The 16610-nt window shown below is 58.8% G+C and carries 13 protein-coding genes, 1 tRNA gene and 1 pseudogene; 9 read left to right on the top strand and 6 right to left on the bottom strand.

What is annotated here, in order from left to right; translation table 11 throughout:
• Positions 1-67 precede the first annotated feature (67 nt).
• Positions 68-295, top strand: a complete 228-nt coding sequence (locus tag ACIPSK_RS03480; protein ID WP_017964209.1) for a hypothetical protein — start codon at positions 68-70, stop codon at positions 293-295.
• Positions 296-369: 74 nt separating this feature from the next.
• Here the strand turns inward: ACIPSK_RS03480 and ACIPSK_RS03475 are convergent, their stop codons facing one another.
• A complete protein-coding gene (locus ACIPSK_RS03475; RefSeq protein ID WP_026154138.1) occupies positions 370-573 on the bottom strand; it encodes a CsbD family protein in 204 nt (67 codons plus the stop codon).
• A gap of 685 nt (positions 574-1258) precedes the next feature.
• Between ACIPSK_RS03475 and ACIPSK_RS03470 the strand changes: the two genes are divergently transcribed.
• Both ACIPSK_RS03470 and ACIPSK_RS03465 read left to right on the top strand, forming a co-directional pair.
• A complete protein-coding gene (locus tag ACIPSK_RS03470) occupies positions 1259-3190 on the top strand; it encodes a hypothetical protein (protein ID WP_162118664.1) in 1932 nt (643 codons plus the stop codon).
• 24 nt (positions 3191-3214) lie between these two features.
• Entirely contained in the window at positions 3215-3433 is a 219-nt protein-coding gene (locus ACIPSK_RS03465) for a hypothetical protein (protein ID WP_017964206.1), read from the top strand.
• Positions 3434-3558: 125 nt separating this feature from the next.
• On the opposite strand, the gene ACIPSK_RS03460 is transcribed toward ACIPSK_RS03465, so the two are convergent.
• From ACIPSK_RS03460 to ACIPSK_RS03445, 4 genes are all read right to left on the bottom strand, one after another.
• A protein-coding gene (locus ACIPSK_RS03460; protein WP_162118665.1) for an IS3 family transposase occupies positions 3559-4748 on the bottom strand; the annotation gives its coding sequence in 2 pieces (ribosomal slippage) (positions 3559-4496 and positions 4496-4748; 1191 coding nt in all).
• A gap of 231 nt (positions 4749-4979) precedes the next feature.
• Positions 4980-5603 carry a TetR/AcrR family transcriptional regulator gene (locus ACIPSK_RS03455; RefSeq protein ID WP_311202880.1) on the bottom strand — a complete coding sequence of 208 codons (624 nt, stop codon included), beginning with the start codon at positions 5601-5603 and terminating at the stop codon, positions 4980-4982.
• Between the two features lie 8 nt (positions 5604-5611).
• A complete protein-coding gene (locus tag ACIPSK_RS03450; RefSeq protein ID WP_162118674.1) occupies positions 5612-8722 on the bottom strand; it encodes an efflux RND transporter permease subunit in 3111 nt (1036 codons plus the stop codon).
• Entirely contained in the window at positions 8722-9837 is a 1116-nt protein-coding gene (locus ACIPSK_RS03445) for an efflux RND transporter periplasmic adaptor subunit (protein WP_017964200.1), read from the bottom strand. The genes ACIPSK_RS03450 and ACIPSK_RS03445 overlap by 1 nt, the downstream gene beginning before the upstream one ends.
• 98 nt (positions 9838-9935) lie before the next feature.
• On the opposite strand from ACIPSK_RS03445, the gene ACIPSK_RS03440 reads away from it, so the two are divergent.
• Positions 9936-10529 carry a TetR/AcrR family transcriptional regulator gene (locus ACIPSK_RS03440; RefSeq protein WP_017964199.1) on the top strand — a complete coding sequence of 198 codons (594 nt, stop codon included), beginning with the start codon at positions 9936-9938 and terminating at the stop codon, positions 10527-10529.
• Between the two features lie 229 nt (positions 10530-10758).
• Positions 10759-11574 carry an oxidoreductase gene (locus tag ACIPSK_RS03435; protein ID WP_162118666.1) on the top strand — a complete coding sequence of 272 codons (816 nt, stop codon included), beginning with the start codon at positions 10759-10761 and terminating at the stop codon, positions 11572-11574.
• Positions 11575-11790: 216 nt separating this feature from the next.
• Here the strand turns inward: ACIPSK_RS03435 and ACIPSK_RS03430 are convergent.
• Positions 11791-11866 (bottom strand) — tRNA-Lys (locus ACIPSK_RS03430).
• A 230-nt stretch (positions 11867-12096) separates the two neighbouring features.
• Here ACIPSK_RS03430 and ACIPSK_RS03425 point away from each other — a divergent pair.
• The 4 genes and pseudogenes from ACIPSK_RS03425 (at position 12097) to ACIPSK_RS03410 (ending at position 16318) form a co-directional block, all read left to right on the top strand.
• Entirely contained in the window at positions 12097-12846 is a 750-nt protein-coding gene (locus ACIPSK_RS03425; RefSeq protein ID WP_162118667.1) for a cytochrome c biogenesis CcdA family protein, read from the top strand.
• A 115-nt stretch (positions 12847-12961) separates the two neighbouring features.
• A pseudogene (locus ACIPSK_RS03420) lies at positions 12962-13142 on the top strand (alpha/beta fold hydrolase); the annotation flags it as partial.
• A gap of 218 nt (positions 13143-13360) precedes the next feature.
• Positions 13361-14398 (top strand): LLM class flavin-dependent oxidoreductase, encoded by a 1038-nt coding sequence (locus ACIPSK_RS03415; RefSeq protein ID WP_162118668.1) that lies wholly within the window; start codon positions 13361-13363, stop codon positions 14396-14398.
• A 390-nt stretch (positions 14399-14788) separates the two neighbouring features.
• Positions 14789-16318 (top strand): aldehyde dehydrogenase (NADP(+)), encoded by a 1530-nt coding sequence (locus ACIPSK_RS03410; protein ID WP_162118669.1) that lies wholly within the window; start codon positions 14789-14791, stop codon positions 16316-16318.
• The last annotated feature ends 292 nt before the right edge of the window (positions 16319-16610 follow it).

Below are 16610 nucleotides of genomic sequence, written 5' to 3'. Positions count from 1 at the left end.
GCCACTCACGGAACGATCAGGTCCGGATCTGGTTTAACCAATATGCTCATCGCTAGCGGAGGCCATCATGTGGGCAATCCTGACCGGAGCCGCACTCATCATCGGCGGACTTCTTTTTCTCTTTACGTCGGCGCTTGGTCGAAGACCGAGTAATCCGCATCAAATGCCGCAAGGCGGCACCACGCTGGAACCACGACGCCAGGGCCTCAGATTCCTCGGCGTGTCGCAAAACTGGCCAGCGCTGGCCATAATCGCGATCGGCGCACTTCTTCTGGCTTTTGGCGGATATTCATGACATCCGACAACCCTTGACGGCACTAGCTCCTTCCACAGCAAAAACCCGGCTTTCACCGGGTTTTTGTTCAGGCACTACCAAGTCTGGCGACTGGTCCAGTCATCGATGTCGCGTCTGACACGATCCTTTTGGAGGCCATACCGCTCCTGGATCTTGCCTTCCAGCTGCTCGCGCTTGCCCGCGATCTGGTCGAGATCATCGTCAGTGAGTTTGCCCCACTGCTCCTTGATCTTGCCCTTCGCCTGCTTCCAGTTTCCTTCGACACGATTCCAATCCATGGTCGATTTCTCCCGTCTGTTGATGAGGAGAAAACGGAGCGCAGCGGAATTTGGTTCCTGTGTCATAGTCGATTTCATAAACCATCGCGCTATCTGCATCGACGCTCGTAGACGACATCCAAGGCCATGCTCGCCAACAGTTGATCGCCATCGGCCTCAATCTATTCCGAGAGCCTCCCGAAGCAGCGGGACGACTGCCTAACTGATTATAGATCCTTCACTTGCCGCCGCCCTGCGACGCCTTTTATCCTGTTGCACTTCGGCGTTTGAGCAAATGGGACCTATCGTGCCGACTCTAATGCGGAGATCATCTTTTGACCGCGGCGGCGAAAGCCGTAGCAGGCAAGAAAGTCCCTCGGCTCAGGCTGTCGCTTTGACCCGCCATTGGGCAATCCAGGGGCCCAGCGCAGGAGCCCTCCGATTCGCGTTTTCCAGCCATCGCGGTGCCAGTGAGTGCATCTATAATCATCATCTTATATGGAATTCTCTTTAAAGATAATTTGGCCAAGCCGATTGCGAAATTCGTTTCTGCCGTTAACTTGGAAAACGTAGCATACGTTTTCCAGGTACTATTGAATTTCATGGCGCATTGGGAAAAAGTCCGCCGCGAGTGCGACTTCTGCTGGCGCAATACACACACTGCGCTTTCGTGCAGACGCAGAGATGTGATGACTTGAAGGGCAAAATGGCGCTTGTTCTGAAGACCTTCGGTAGGTTGCAGCTCGTTGACGAGGACGGGAATGGGGTCGCGTTTCCGGAGAAGGGCCTGCTGCTTCTCGCCTATTTGCTCACCACCGACCAAGGTTCGGCGGATCGAACAACATTAGTGAGCTTTCTGTGGGGCGACGCCGATAGGGACGATACGCTTGCGACTTTGCGTAAGTTGATTTCGAGAATGAAGGCCCGTCAAATTGAACTCGGGATAAATATCCTTTCATCCCAGGGCAACATGGTCACCCTCGACCGGGAGTCTCTGTCTTCCGACATTCTGCTATCCGGGACAGAGGAAGAGGTTGAACCGTTCTCCCGGCTTAAGCATCTCGTGAAGCTCATGAACCAGCCTTTTCTGGGGCCGGTTCACAGTCATAGCCGTCAGTTTCAACGGTGGCTCGCCGAGCGAGAAATTTGCCATATCGAGCTTCTCGGTAATACATTGAGAACGGCGTCCCGACTGCCGCAGTCGCAGAAGGAATCCGAACTCCTGAGGAAGGCTGCAGTTATCCTCTTTCGGACGGAGCCGAAGGATCCCGATACACTGCAAATGCTCATACAGATATTCCAGGCGGAAGAGGAAGTTGCGTCCCTTCGGAACCATTTTGAACAGCGGCGGAATTCGATTTTGCGAGGAATCGCCGCGCGCGCCAGATCCGATGACGATGACGCAAAATCCCTCCGTCCGACATCAGCGCCTGCAAAGCCGAAACTCGAGGCCGCTCTTCCCGTTGAGCCCGAAGATATCCGGATTGCAATTCCCCGCCTGGTGCTGCTTCCGCCCAAGAACCAATCCGCGCGACCCCAAGCGGGTTTTTTAGCCGCATCTTTGGTGGAAGATATCACAATCGGATTTTGCGCCTTCAACAGCCTGGAGGTCATAGCCCCCTATTCGGCGGTTCAAATCGGCCACCACATGGAGACGCAGAAAGCCTTCTTTGAACGGCATCGCGTCAATTATATTCTCGATACCCGGATCAGCAACACGGACGATGACGTCACCCTGTTCGCCCAACTGATCTTTTTCGACCAAAATCAAATAGTTTGGGCGGAAAGATTCAGCCTTGATCATATGGATCTCGTCAAAGATCGGAGAACTGTCGCCCGACGGATCGCTCTCTCGGTGTCCAGTGAAATCGAGCGCCATGAGACGTTGCGCGAAGATCTGAACCCGATCGCTTACCATCGATATCTTGTCGGCAGGCGGCACCTGGCGCGATTGACGCTTCCGAATCTGCGGCGTGCGCGCAAGGAAATGAAAGCCGCACTCAGCGTCAGCCCCGATTTCGCGCCGGCGCTGAGTTCGATGGCCCGGACCTACTCGAAGGAATGGTTGTTGACGGCCAGGGGTGATGCCGATCTTTTGCAATCGGCGGAGATTTTGGCAAAGCAGGCCACCGAGACGCGTCCGGACTTCGCCGATGGATATCGCGAGTTCGGGGTCGCCAAACTGTTACAGGGGGCATTTGACGAAAGCGCCGAGGCAATGGAAGTGGCCGAGAGCCTTGCTCCACACTACGCCGACGTGATTGCCGACTATGCAGACACCTTGGTTCATTGTTCGCTCCCCGCGATGGCCTTGCGAAAGATCGAGCGGGCAATCGAGCTGAACCCGCTTGCTCCCGACACTTATTTTTGGACCGCCGCGGGAGCGAACTACGCCCTCGGAGCTTTTGAAGAGTCCCTGGATTACATCGGGCAGATGGCCGATCCGAGTCTCGCGGATAGGCTATCTGCCGCAAGCTGGGCTATGCTGGGCCGTCAGGACAAAGCGCGGGTCTTCGTCAGGAGGTTTCGCGAAGGCAACCCGGCCTTCGATGTGGACAAGTGGTTGTCTGCTGTTCCAAGTAAAGAGCAGTGGCATAAAGATCTTTATCGTGAAGGCCTGAAGAAAGCTGGATTTTAAACATCAATCGTTGGAGGGAAAACCATGGCTACAGTTGTTATTATTAGTGTTGACGGCCGAGACGAACTCTGGATCGCTGATCTGGACAACGGCACCGTCGTGCCGCTCCCGGAGCCCAAATCAGGCGGCCTGAAAGTGGTGACCGATCTTCGCGCGACCGGGACAACCTTGACGAAGGGCGTGAATATCGCCGTGGTTGTCAAATCTGCGGAGGCAGCACTTTCGGGCCATTATGATGGCTGAACGCCGATAACCTTAGCGGCGTGAGGCTGGAAGGCGGCAGCACGCTGGAACGAGGCTTCAAGTGGTCGATATTCATGGCATCCGACGGCGCTTGGCCGTACCAGGAGTGACCTGCCACTGATCTTTCATCCAGCGGCGGTTAGAGCCCCGGCAGTTTTGAATACGCCAAATGGCGCGGTGTGAGCAACCGGCGGAAACGCGAAGCTTTCACCTTGCGCAGCGTTGGAGCCGGTTGCGGCGATGGTCCCGGCATAGTCTGCCGGGGTTTTGTATCCGAGCGATGAGTGCGGCCGGAAATGGTTGTAATCCTCAGCCCATTCAGCAATGGCGCTGCGGGCATGATCGAGGCCGAAGAAGAGGCTCTCGTTGAGCAACTCGTCGCGCATCCGACCGTTGAAACTCTCGACATAGCCGTTCTGCGTTGGCTTCCCCGGCGCAATATAGTGCCATTCGACCTTGTGATCCTTCGACCAGGCAAGAATGGCATTCGAGGTGAATTCGGTGCCGTTGTCGGAGACGATCATATCAGGCTTGCCGCGTCGTTCGATCAGCGTCGTCAGTTCCCGAGCAACACGGCGACCGGAGATCGACGTGTCGGGAATTGCCGCCAGGCATTCGCGCGTCACATCATCGACAATGTTGAGCACCCGGAAGCGTCTACCGCAGGCAAACTGATCATGCACGAAGTCCAGCGACCAGCGAGCATTGGCCTTCGCTTCAACCAGGATCGGCGCACGCGTGCCGACCGCACGCCGCCTGGCTTTCCGCTTGCGAACGGAAAGACCTTCCTCGCGATAGAGCCGGTAGATGCGATTGACCCCGGACGGCTCTCCGTCCCGCCAAAGCAGGACGAACAGCCGACGATAGCCGAAGCGACGCCGCTCATTGGCGAGGTCGCGCAGCTTTGCTCGCAGCTCAACCTCCGGCGGCCGGCTTGACCGGTAACGGATCGTCTTGCGGTCGGCGGATATAATCTGGCAGGCCCGCCGCTCCGAAAGACCCATGACGGCCTTCAGATGCGTGGCAGCGTCACGCTGGGCGGCAGGCCCTACCATTTTTTTGCAAGAAGCTCGCGGAGTGCGGCTGCATCCAGCATCTGCTCGGCCAGCAGCTTCTTCAGCCTGGCATTCTCGTCCTCAAGCGCCTTCAGCCGCTTCGCCTCGGAGACTTCCATGCCACCATATTTGGCTTTCCAATTATAAAACGTCGCCTCTGAAATCCCGTGCTTGCGGCAAAGATCAGCGGCCTTTGCGCCTGCCTCCTGCTCCTTCAGCACTGCAATAATCTGCTCTTCCGTAAATCTCTGCTTCTTCATTCGTCCGTCCTTTAATGGGCCGGACTCTAATCCATTCTGGAGGAAATTCGCAGTGGCAGGTCACTCGATATCGCTAGTGGCGCAGGTGTATTCAAGGTGATGCGTTCGCCATTGGCGATTGCTTCAAACGAGGTGTGCAGTGCCACCAGGCACATCGCCTGAGCGACGTATTCCTCGTGCGATGCTGCGCATGTAGGTCGCCTTTGTTGGTCGCGCGAGTAGCGACTTTCGTCATTCCCACCAAAGTGCTTGCAGGATAAACGAGATCTGTTCACCAAGGCCCTCTTCAGCATTCCCGGCGTTTCGAACCCGCTCCTCGACGAGGACCGGGTGGTAAAAAGGCACGAACGCATTCATCGCACTTCGGGCAGCTAGGGCTGCATCGATGACATTAAAATTGCCGGCGTCTGCCCCTTCTTCGATAATATTTTCGATGATCGCCACAAGACGAGCGCTATGGGCGCTAATAACTGGCCAGCTCTCCACCGTTGCAGCGACGATCAAGTCATGGACCGGCTTCTCTTCAACGAAGTTCTTTCTTCTCTCCTCATGGAGCAGCTTGAAAAGACTTTCGAGCTTCTCGTGAGCCGGCGCCTCTTGCCGGGCGACTGCATCCGCCAACCGAGCAGCTTTCTCGATGAACCGGCCGCAGATCGACTTGTTGATCGCTGCCCTCGACGGGAAGAACCGGTAGATGTTGGCACTGCTCATCCCGAGGCAAGATGCGATATCTGCGACAGATGTCTTCTGGTAACCGATGCGGCGAAAATGCTCTTCCGCCACATCGAGGATACGCTCGCGCCACATTTCGACTTCAGTGCCCGAGCGGCCCTGTGGGATCACGATACGTGGCACGGACGCCCCTATTCTGCCGCCAGCGCTATCGGCCGCGCCTGATGTTCGACCGCTTCCTCTTTCTCAACTGCTTTGGGTGGTTTGATCCGAAACCACACAGCATAGAGGGCCGGAAGGAAGAGCAGGATCATCACGGTGCCTGCCGCCGTTCCGCCGATCAGGGTATAGGCCATCGACCCCCAGAACACTGAGTGGGTTAGAGGTATGAATGCCAGGATCGCCGCGAGTGCAGTCAGGATAACAGGTCTTGTTCGCTGGACGGTCGCTTCGATCACGGCATGGTAGTCGTCGAGCCCTGCCGCCTGGTTCTGCTTGATCTGCTCTGTCAGGATAAGCGTGTTTCGCATCAGTATGCCTGCGAGCCCGATCAAGCCGAGGATGGCGTTGAAACCGAAGGGTTGATTGAACAGCAGCAAGGTCGGAACCACCCCGGCAAGACCAAGCGGTGCGGTCAGCATCACCATTGTCATTGTCGAGAGACTGCGAACCTGCAGGATGATGATGATCAACATGGCAGCAATCATCAGCGGGAAAACCTGCGCAAGCGCAACATTGGCTTTCAATGACTCCTCGATGTTGCCGCCCATCTCGATACGGTATCCAACGGGAAGCGATGCGATCAGCGGCTGGAGGGCCTTCATTACCTGTTGCGACACCTCCGGTGGCTGCGTCGCCTCGTTGATATCAGACCTTATAGTGATGACCGGGGTCCGGTCACGACGCTTCAAGATCGGCTCTTCGAACCTGATCTCGGAATGCCCGATCTGATCGAGGGGAACCTGGCGGCCATCCCGGCTCATCAGCGAAAAGTCGGCAAGTCGTGACGGGTCGAGGCGGTTTTCGCCAGCACTTCGAGCAACGACAGGCACGTTGCGGATGTTGTCGCGCACCTGCGTGACAGGGATGCCGGTGAGCAGCATCTGCATCTGCTGGGCAGCCTCCGACGGAGAAAGACCAATCAGATTGAGCCTCTCCTGGTCGGGGACAAATCGCAGAACAGGTGTTCGGTTGCCCCAGTCACGGTTGGCTTGGCGGACATCGGGAACGGTCTTCATGATCGCCAGAGCCTGCTCGGAAATCTTATAGAGTTCATCCTGACCAGGCCCCATGATCCGGAACTCGACCGGGAACGGCGTGTACGGACCAAACACGAGTTGAGTGACGCGCACAGAAGCTTCGGGAACAAGACCCTCCGAAATAGCGGCACGAAGGCGGTGTTTCAGTTCTTCGCGCGCATGGGCGTCGGGCGTGAGAACGACGACCTTGGCGAAGGCGGGATCCGGCAATTCCGGTGCCATAGCAAAGAAGAACCGGGGTGCGCCCTGCCCTACGTAACTTGTGACGATATTGGTCTCGGGCTGGGTCTGTAGCCAGTCTTCAACCTTCTTCACCGCGGATGTCGTCGCCTCGATGCTGGTGCCCTCGGGCATGCGCACTTCAACCAGGACCTCCGGGCGATCCGATGTCGGGAAGAATTGCTGCTTCACGCCGCCCATCCCAACAACCGAAACGGCCATGGTGATGCCTACCACGGCGCAGACCATGAACTTATGGCGGACAGCGAACTCGATGCCGGAACGCAGACGACGGTAGTTCGGCGTGTCGTAGATGGCGTGATGACCGCCCTCGACCGGCTTGATGTTCGGCAGCATCTTGACGCCAAGGTAGGGCGTGAAGGTAACAGCCACGATCCAGGATACGATCAGGGCAAAACCGACGACCCAGAAGATGTTACCGGCATACTCGCCGGCCGTTGATTTTGCGAACCCCACGGGCATCAGCCCGATGATCGTCACCAGCGTGCCCGACAGCATTGGCGCCGCAGTATGGCTCCAGGCATAGGCGGCCGCCTTGATGCGGTCCATGCCCTCTTCCATCTTCACGACCATCACCTCAATGGCGATGATGGCATCGTCCACAAGAAGGCCCAGCGCAAGGATCAAAGCGCCGAGCGTGATGCGGTCGAAGAAGCGCCCGGTTTCCAGCATGATGAGAAAGACCACGGCAAGTGTGAGCGGCACGGCAAGCGCGACGACAATGCCAACGCGCCAGCCGAGTGCGACTAGACTTACGAACAGCACGACGCCAAGCGCCATGGCGAACTTGAGCATGAACTCGCCGACGGCCTCCTCGATGTTGACAGCCTGATCGCTGACCTTGGTGAGCGTCATCCCCAGCGGCAGTGTCTCCGCGATCGTGGCGGATCGAGCCTCAAGCGCTTTTCCGAGATCGAGTCCGTTCCATCCCGCCTGCATTACGGCACCCAACATAATTGTCGGCTCGCCTTCATGGCGGATAAGGTAGGTGGCAGGATCTTGATAACCGCGCCGTACATCCGCGATATCGGAGAGTTTCAAAGTACGGCCAGCGGCCACGATCGGCGTGTCGGCAACGGCCTGCACACTGTTGTAAGCTCCGTCGAACCGGATGAATACCTGTGGCCCCCTGGTGTCGATCGAGCCGGCGGGCGTGACCGTGTTCTGTCGCTGCAAAGCAGCAGCGATGTCTTGCGCCGATATGCCGAGTGTCGCGAGCTTCGCGTAGGAGAACTCGACGAAAATCTGTTCGGGACGTTCCCCGACGATGTTGATTTTCTTGATACCAGGAACATGCAGCAGGTCCTGCCGGATGACCTCTGCCTGCCGCACGAGATCGCGCATTGGCAGTCCCTTTGCCTTCAATGCATAGAGACCGAAACTCACATCGGAGTATTCATCGTTGACAAATGGCCCGATTACGCCCGGAGGGAGATTGCGGGCTTCGTCACTAAGCTTCTTGCGCGCCTGATAGAATTCTTCTGCCACGGCACTTGCCGGGGTGTTATCCTTGAGGGTGACCGTCAGGAAAGCGTAGCCCGGTCGGGTTGTCGTCTCGACGCGGTCGTACCATGTGAGTTCCTGAATGCGCTTTTCAAGCGGCTCGGCGACAAGGTCCTGCATTTCACGGGCAGTGGCACCTGGCCAGACCGAAGTAACAGTTAGGGTCTTGATTGTGAAAGACGGATCTTCGGCGCGCCCCAGCTTGACGAAGGCGTAGGCGCCAGCGGCGGCCAGCAGCACAATAAAGAACAGGGTGATGGCACGTTCGCGAACGGCGATGGCTGACAGATTGAAGTTCATTACTTTTTTACCTCTTGCTGCGAGGCAATCCTGATGACCGCGCCGTCGGCGAGGAGATGCGCGCCCAGCGCGACAACTTGCTCTCCAGTTCCAATTCCCGTGACGAATGCCATCTCCTCGCCAATCTGCTGAACTTTGACCGGAGTGAACTTCACCGTTGATGTTGTGCCGTTGACGACCCACACTCCAGTGCGACTACCGTCATCCAGAATTGCGCCCACTGGTATAGCAACCTCCGACTGGCGGTCAGCATCGAGAATTCCAATCGTCACTGTCGAGCCAAGCGGGGCGGAAGCCGCATCGCCTTCGAGAACATAACGCGCCTCGTAGGTACGGGTTTGCGGATCGGCGGAATCCGAGATCTGCCGAAGTTTGGCCTTTCCGCTTAAACTTCCGCCTGCATAGACGCTGGTCTGCGCTTCGGAGCCAATCTTGGGCCGCAGGGTCTCCGGAAGCCAGATAACAGCCTCGCGCGGGCCCGCCTGCGCCAGTTGAACGACCGTCTGGCCCGCTGCCACGACTTGTCCCGGATCTCCAAGGGTCTGGGTTATGGTTCCATCAGCGTCGGCAACAAGAAGCGTGTATGCAGTCCCATTTTCGGCCACCTTGGCGTCGGCTTCTGCCGCAGCAAGCTGAGCAGAGGCTGTGTCGAGCGCTGCTTTTGCCTGTTCATAACGCTGCGGAGTAGCTGCCAAGCCATTTTTTACCAGCGCCGCATAGCGCTTTTCGTCTGCTTGCGCCTGAACCAAGACAGCGCGTGCTGCGGTAACGGTATTACGCTTTGCTGTCAGCGCGAGTTGGAGATCGGTCTCGTCAATGCGCATCAGCGCCTGACCTTGCCTCACCTGCTGCCCGACGTCGACCATCCGCTCGACGATTTTGCCGGGAACACGAAAACCAAGGTTGCTTTGCACCCGGGAAGCGACAGTGCCTGTGAAAGAGCGCTCAGCCGCACCGGTGGTCGTTGCCTCCACCACTCTTACGAGCGGTGACGCTGTTCTTGGATCAGCGGCCACCGCTTCCTGCTTGCTGGGTTCAAAAACCACGAAAAAGGCCCCGGCTGCGCCGGCCGCTGCCACGAGACCTACGAAAGTCAGGACAAGTTTGCGTTTCATTTGAGTTTCTCTTCTTGACGGACGACACGGATAATTTAGATTGCGACCTAAATCTATTTTTGTTATAGATGTCAAACAAAATCTAACTGGAGGTCGATATGAGAGTGAGCCGGGCACAGGCTGAAGAGAATCGCGAAACGGTGATCAACGTCGCAAGCCGTCTGTTCCGAGAACATGGCTTCGATGGAATTGGGCTAAAAGATCTGATGAAAGGGGCCGGCCTGACCCAGGGAGGTTTCTACAAGCAGTTCGCGTCGAAGGACGACCTTGCCGCACTAGCATCGCGGCGTGCGATGGAAAGCGCCACACGGAGATGGTCTGCAGCGGCGGCAAACAGCTCCGATCCCCTTGAGGCAGTCATGGCGTTCTATCTTTCATCGGACCACAGAGGTGAAAAGTCAGAAGGCTGCCCACTTGTGGCGCTGGGATCGGACGCGGCTCGCCAGAGCAAAGAGGTCAGGCGCCCATTTGAAGACGGGATCCGGGCTCACTTCGAGGTTCTGGATGAACTGATGGCCAGCGACACGAGCTCTAGTCCCAGCGGCGGGGCGATGGCCATACTGTCTCTCATGGTGGGCGCCGTCACGCTGTCGCGGATTATGGAAGACGAGGACCTTTCACGAGGCATCCTTAACGCAGCGGCTGGCGAAGTCAGGCGCATTGCGCGCGGCGACGATGTCGCTGAAGGCTAAGCCGGGTTCAATGACCTGGCGCGGAAAAGTGCCGAAGTTTAGCTCCCGCCCGGCAAGGTGAGTGTGTCCTAAGGCTCCTGCATAAGCCGCAAGTTTAGAGAACAGGCCAAAGCGGTATCCGTCGACTGCCTGACGATATCCTCGGAGACCTCCCTTTTGCACGTCAGTCGCAAACAGCCTACCCGAGTTTTACAAGCAGCAGCTCATCACACAGAAAGAAGTGATTTCCATGAACGAGAACAATCTTGGCGTAGCCTTGGTGACTGGGGCATCCACCGGCATCGGATATGCAACGGCCGCAGCCCTGCAGAACGCGGGCTTTCGCGTGTTCGGAACCAGCCGCCGCCCCGCAACCCAGAGGAGCGACGGTGTATCCATGCTGACATGCGACGTGACCGACGACGCGTCGGTGGCGAAACTGGTTGATGACGTGCTAGCAGAGGCCGGCCGCATCGATCTTCTTGTCAATAATGCTGGCATGGGGCTGCTTGGTGGCGCGGAGGAGTCCTCAATGGCCCAGGCCAAGTCGTTGTTCGACGTGAACGTCTTCGGCGTTTTCCGTGTGACCAACGCGGTGTTGCCGGTTATGCGACGCCAAGGGAAGGGCAGAATCGTGAATTTGAGCTCGGTACAGGGGTTCATCCCCGCTCCCTATTTCGCGCTCTACTCGTCGACCAAACATGCCGTCGAGGGTTATTCCGAATCGCTCGATCACGAATTGCGCGCCTTCGGCATTCGCGTTTCGCTGGTCGAGCCAGCCTACACCCGGACGTCGTTCGAAGACAATCTCGCCAAGCCGGATCAGGTGCTCGATATATATGACTCTGCGCGCGCTGGCATGAATGTAGTCGTGCAGAAAGCAATGGAAATAGGCGACGCGCCCGACGTGGTGGCAAAGGCAATTATTGCCGCTGCGACTGATCCCGCTCCAAAGAGGCGTTATACGGCCGGAAAAATGGCACGACAGGTCAGTTTTCTGCGCCGCTTCGTCCCTGCATTCGCATTCGACAAGAGCCTCCGAAAACAACTCGGGCTGCCGGTCTGAAACCGACGACATCCTGTTCCGCTTGATGAACAGGCGTCTGGGCGCATTTCAGAAGATGACAATGGCAGCATCGACGCAGGAAACATGCCGCCCTGTTGGCGCGAACGCTTGCCGCGGCGCCATCGGCGGGGCAAGGGCAACGTCTGTCCAGTGAACTTCTTCAAGTATCCGTCGCGCGGATGCCTACAAACCTACGCCTGCCTCCCGGATGACACTTGGTGAGAGCGTCGGGGTTCGAACCCGAGACCTACTGATTAAAAGTCAGTTGCTCTACCAGCTGAGCTACGCTCTCCCTCTCCGCGGGTGTGCCCACCCCGGCTGGAAGTGGGCGGAACATAGGCAGGCGACTCATTGCGGTCAACCGAAAAATTTGCCTTTTTCCAGCGGCCGGCACATTTCTTGCCAAGCGCAAGCAGATGTCTCGCGTGCAAAGACAGATTTCCTGCGCGCGCAAAAAGGTGATTGGCAATCGCTTGCCTGCAAAGCTAGGAACATCACGCAAATTGCAGCCGGAGAGAATGCGTGTCGATTGCCGATATTTCCCTGTGGAGCGCGCTGATTGCCGGAGCGCTTTCGTTTCTGTCGCCCTGCGTGCTTCCCCTCGTCCCGCCCTACCTCTGCTATATGGCCGGAATCTCAGTCGAGCAGTTCCGCGGCGGCGGTGCGATTGCGGTCGCGCCCGGTATCAGGCGCGGCGTCTTCCTCTCTGCCCTCTTCTTCACGCTCGGCTTTGCCACCGTCTTTGTGGCGCTCGGCGCCGGTGCTTCCAGCATCGGCATGGCGCTTCGCCAGCATCTCGACCTCCTGTCGAAGATCGGCGGGCTGATCATCATCGTCATGGGGCTGAATTTCCTCGGCCTCTTCCGAATCGGACTGCTGACCCGCGAGGCTCGCTTCCAGGACGGCGGCAAGCCGGGGACGCTGACGGGCGCCTATGTCATGGGGCTTGCCTTCGCCTTCGGCTGGACGCCCTGCATCGGTCCCGTGCTCGGCGCCATCCTCGGCGTTGCCGCCTCGCGCGAGACGGTCGGCTCCGGCGCCGAACTGCTCGCCGTCTATTCGCTTGGCCTTGCCATCCCCTTCTGGATCGCCGCCGGCTTTTCCGGCGCCTTCATGCGCTTCCTGTCGCGCTTCCGCCGCCATCTCGGCACGGTTGAAAAGGTGATGGGTCTCTTCCTCGTGCTGACCGGCCTCGCCTTCCTGTTCGGATGGGTCAGCAATGTGGCGATCTGGTTCCAGCAGACCTTTCCGATCCTGATGCAGATCGGCTAGATTCCCCACCCAACTACCGGTCGCAGATTTTCGAGGCGATGGCAGCGGCTCGCCGCATGCGCTGCATCTGATCGATTGCTCGATCATCCGCTCATCAGCATGCCGCCAGCGGTAGATGCGCAACGGCCAACAATCGGCGCTGGCAGTCGATGCCATCAAACTGATGGACTCTCTGAACATCGAGCAAACCACTGTCGCGGCTTTCGACTGGCGCGCGGACCGCTGACATTGTCGCCGCGCTCTGGCCGGAACGATGCAAGGGCTTGGTCTCCGTCTACGATTATCTCATCGGCTCGGACTGACGGAGGGCAAGCGAACTCCCCTATCGGATATTTGGATAGTATCCATCAGGATATGACGGGTAGTAGGGCGCCTGTCATCGTGTGATGAAGCGGGAGGCGCTTCTGCCAGATAGACGTGTCCGCTCCATCCGGGGCGAGTCATGAGAAGCTGGAAGCGCCGAAACAGCGACCACCGTGGTTGGGTGGCAACAGTGCCTCGAAAGGATCCTTCGTTGGAAATCGGTATCGATAGTTTTGCGATGCTGCTGAACGACCCCGCTACGGGACGACTGCAGTCAGCCATCGATCGCATGGAGAGCGTACTTGCAGAGGTCGAGCTGGCCGATCAAGTCGGCCTCGATGTCTTTGGCATGGGCGAACATCATCGAGAGAACGCGCTTGATTCAGCGCCAGCCGTTATCCTTGCGGCCGCTGCGGCGCGCACGAAGTCGATCAGGCTGACAAGCGCTGTCGCTGTCCTCAGCGCCGCCGACCCCGTGCGGCTCTTTCAGGAATTCGCCACATTGGATCTGATATCGCGCGGACGAGCGGAAATCGTAGTTGGCCGCGGCTCGTCCGTTGAGGCCTATCCCCTGTTCGGATTCGACCTTCGGGACTACGATGCCCTCTTCGCGGAGAAGCTGGACCTGTTGCTCAAGATCAGGGAAAAGCCCGGGATCGAGTGGCAAGGGCGCTTTCGACCGCCCATCGGCGGCCAGGGTGTCTTTCCCCGTCCGCACCAGCCAACCTTGCCAATCTGGCTGGGTGTCGGCGGGACGCCCGAATCCTTCATCCGCGCCGGAACGCTTGGCTTGCCTTTGATGGTCGCGATCATCGGCGGCAGTTTCGAGCGGTTTCTGCCGTTGGTCGAACTCTATCGACGTGCATGGCTCGCCGCGAGACACCCCAGCGAGGAACAGAGGGTCGGCGTGCACGCTCTCGGCTTTGTCGGAGAGACTGACAAAGCAGCCAGGGAAGCGTTCTTCCCCGGCTGGTTCCAGATGTTCACGGACGCTGGACGGGAACGGGGCTGGCCACCGCCAACGCAGGCGCAATTCGACTTCATGTGCGGCCCGAATGGGGCGTTTCTGGTTGGCAGCCCGCAGACAGTTGCGGCAAAGATCGAGCATGTTAACAGGACTTTGGGTGGAGTTTCTCGCCTCACCTTCCAGATGAGCACCGCCGCCTTGGAGACCGAAGCAATGCGCCGTTCGATCGAACTCCTTGGCACCGATGTCGCTCCGATCGTTCGCGGACACCGTCTCGGTTAGAAGGATTGAGGGCGTCTACATCGATCGGCGGCCGCTCCTGCCCGAGATCAGTCTCTGGTAATCGGCCAGAATCTTCGGATGCTCGACCGACCTGTGATGGCGAAGCTATCGCCAGGCCCCGTCAGGCATGAGGGCGCTTGAAACCGTGGTCATCACCCGGGTTTCGCAGGGAACCGGAGCGGGACTGCTCTAGGGCCATCGGCATCCGGCGGTCGCAATGCGCGCGCCGAATTTAGCATGACTTGAAAAGTAATACTTTTGATGAGCGAAGGGTTGGCATACCCGCCGTCGATGCCTATGTGAGTTCGACAGCCATAGGCCGACGGTTACGCAAAGCCTCCATTCAGCATGCGAGGGCGGCCATGGCTTCTCATTTTGAAAGGATCCACGATGACACTCTCCGGCGACCTGATTATCGGCGGCGCAAACGTGCGCGGCGCGGCCGCGTCATTCTCCGCAATCAATCCCGCCAACGGCAGCCCGATGGAACCGCGCTTCGCGGGCGCGACGAAGGAGCAGGTGGAAGCGGCCACGAGTTTGGCGTGGGACGCCTTTCCGGCCTACAAGGAGACGTCGCTCGACGATCGGGCTCGGTTCCTGGAAGCAATCGCTGAAGGCATCCTCGCACTCGGCGACGATCTCGTCCTGCGAGCAATTGACGAGACTGGCCTGCCACTCGGCCGCATCGAAGGAGAGCGCGCCAGGACCGTCGGGCAGCTTCGCCTGTTCGCCAAGGAGGTTCGCGACGGCAGGTTTCAGGAGCTTCGCTTCGATCCGGCTGATACGGAGCGCAGGCCGGTTGCAAAGCCGGACCTTCGGTTGCGAAACGTTGCCCTCGGCCCTGTCGCGGTGTTCGGGGCATCGAATTTTCCCCTTGCTTTCTCTGTCGCTGGCGGTGACACCGCCTCCGCCCTCGCCGCCGGCTGCCCGGTTATCGTCAAGGCGCACTCCGCCCATCCCGGCACGTCCGAGCTGGTCGGCAGAGCCGTCGCGGACGCAGTCGCAGCATGCGGCCTTCCGGCGGGGACGTTTGGGCTTTTGTTCGACTCGGGATTCGAGGTCGGCCAGGCTCTGGTCGCCGACCACCGCATACGCGCCGTCGGCTTCACGGGCTCGCGCCGTGGCGGCACCGCGCTGATGAAGATCGCCTCGGAGCGGAAGCAGCCGATACCGGTCTACGCCGAAATGAGCAGCATCAACCCTGTCATCCTCTATCCCAACGCACTTCGCAGCAGAGGAGCGGAGATCGGAAAATCGTTCGTCTCCTCTCTGATCCTCGGCGCTGGTCAGTTCTGCACCAATCCTGGCCTGATCATCGCCGTCGAGGGTGCGGGCCTCGACGCCTTCATCGGGAGTGCCGCCGCAGCGCTTTTGGAATCGCAGGCTCAAACAATGCTGACTGGTGGCATCTGTGATGCATATCGCAATGGCGTCGCAAGGCTGTCGTCATCGTCCTCCGTCTCGCAAGTGGCCGTCGGGAAAGAGGGGACGCCCCATCAGGCCGCGGCGGCGCTCTTCGAGACGACCGCGGCTGCGTTCCTCGCGAACCCGGAACTTCAGGAAGAGGTTTTCGGCGCGTCGGGACTGATCGTCCGCTGCCGGGACGATGAGGAGTTGCGGAGGGTCGTGGGGTCCCTGGAAGGTCAGTTGACCATCGCCCTGCACGTTGACGCCGGAGACATCGGGGCCGCCTCGCCGATGATCTCGCAGTTGGAGCTTCTGGCAGGCCGACTTCTCGTCAACGGCTTCGGAACGGGGGTCGAGGTGTCCCCGGCGATGGTCCATGGCGGACCCTATCCAGCCACATCGGACGGGAGGTCGACCTCAGTCGGGACCTTGGCCATCTATCGCTTCCTGCGCCCGGTCTCCTATCAGGACTTTCCGATAGATCTGCTTCCCGAGCCGCTCAAACTCTTCTAAGCGCATCTAGCCTCGAGCAACAGAACGTCGTGGAGGCGATTGACGCATCCACGACGCAAATCAGATTACCCCCGTCTGGCGGCCATCGTAGCTTTTGCCCGCCACCCGCGATGGTTGGCTGGCGTTCTCGTCGTGTAGCGCCAAAGCCCGCCGTATTGAAGAAGGTGCGATCATTGCCTTCCATACGGGCCGGATCGGCGACTTCGACTAAACTTGGCGAGAGCTACTCCGGTTCTAGGCCCAGCGGCCGCCCAATCGAAGGGGAAGGATTATCCGCATCGTGGGCTGTTGC

This window comes from Rhizobium sp. LARHSG275 (genome assembly GCF_052871115.1).
The sequence above is the reverse complement of the archived record's forward strand: the minus strand, read 5'-3'. Positions and strand labels throughout refer to the sequence as shown.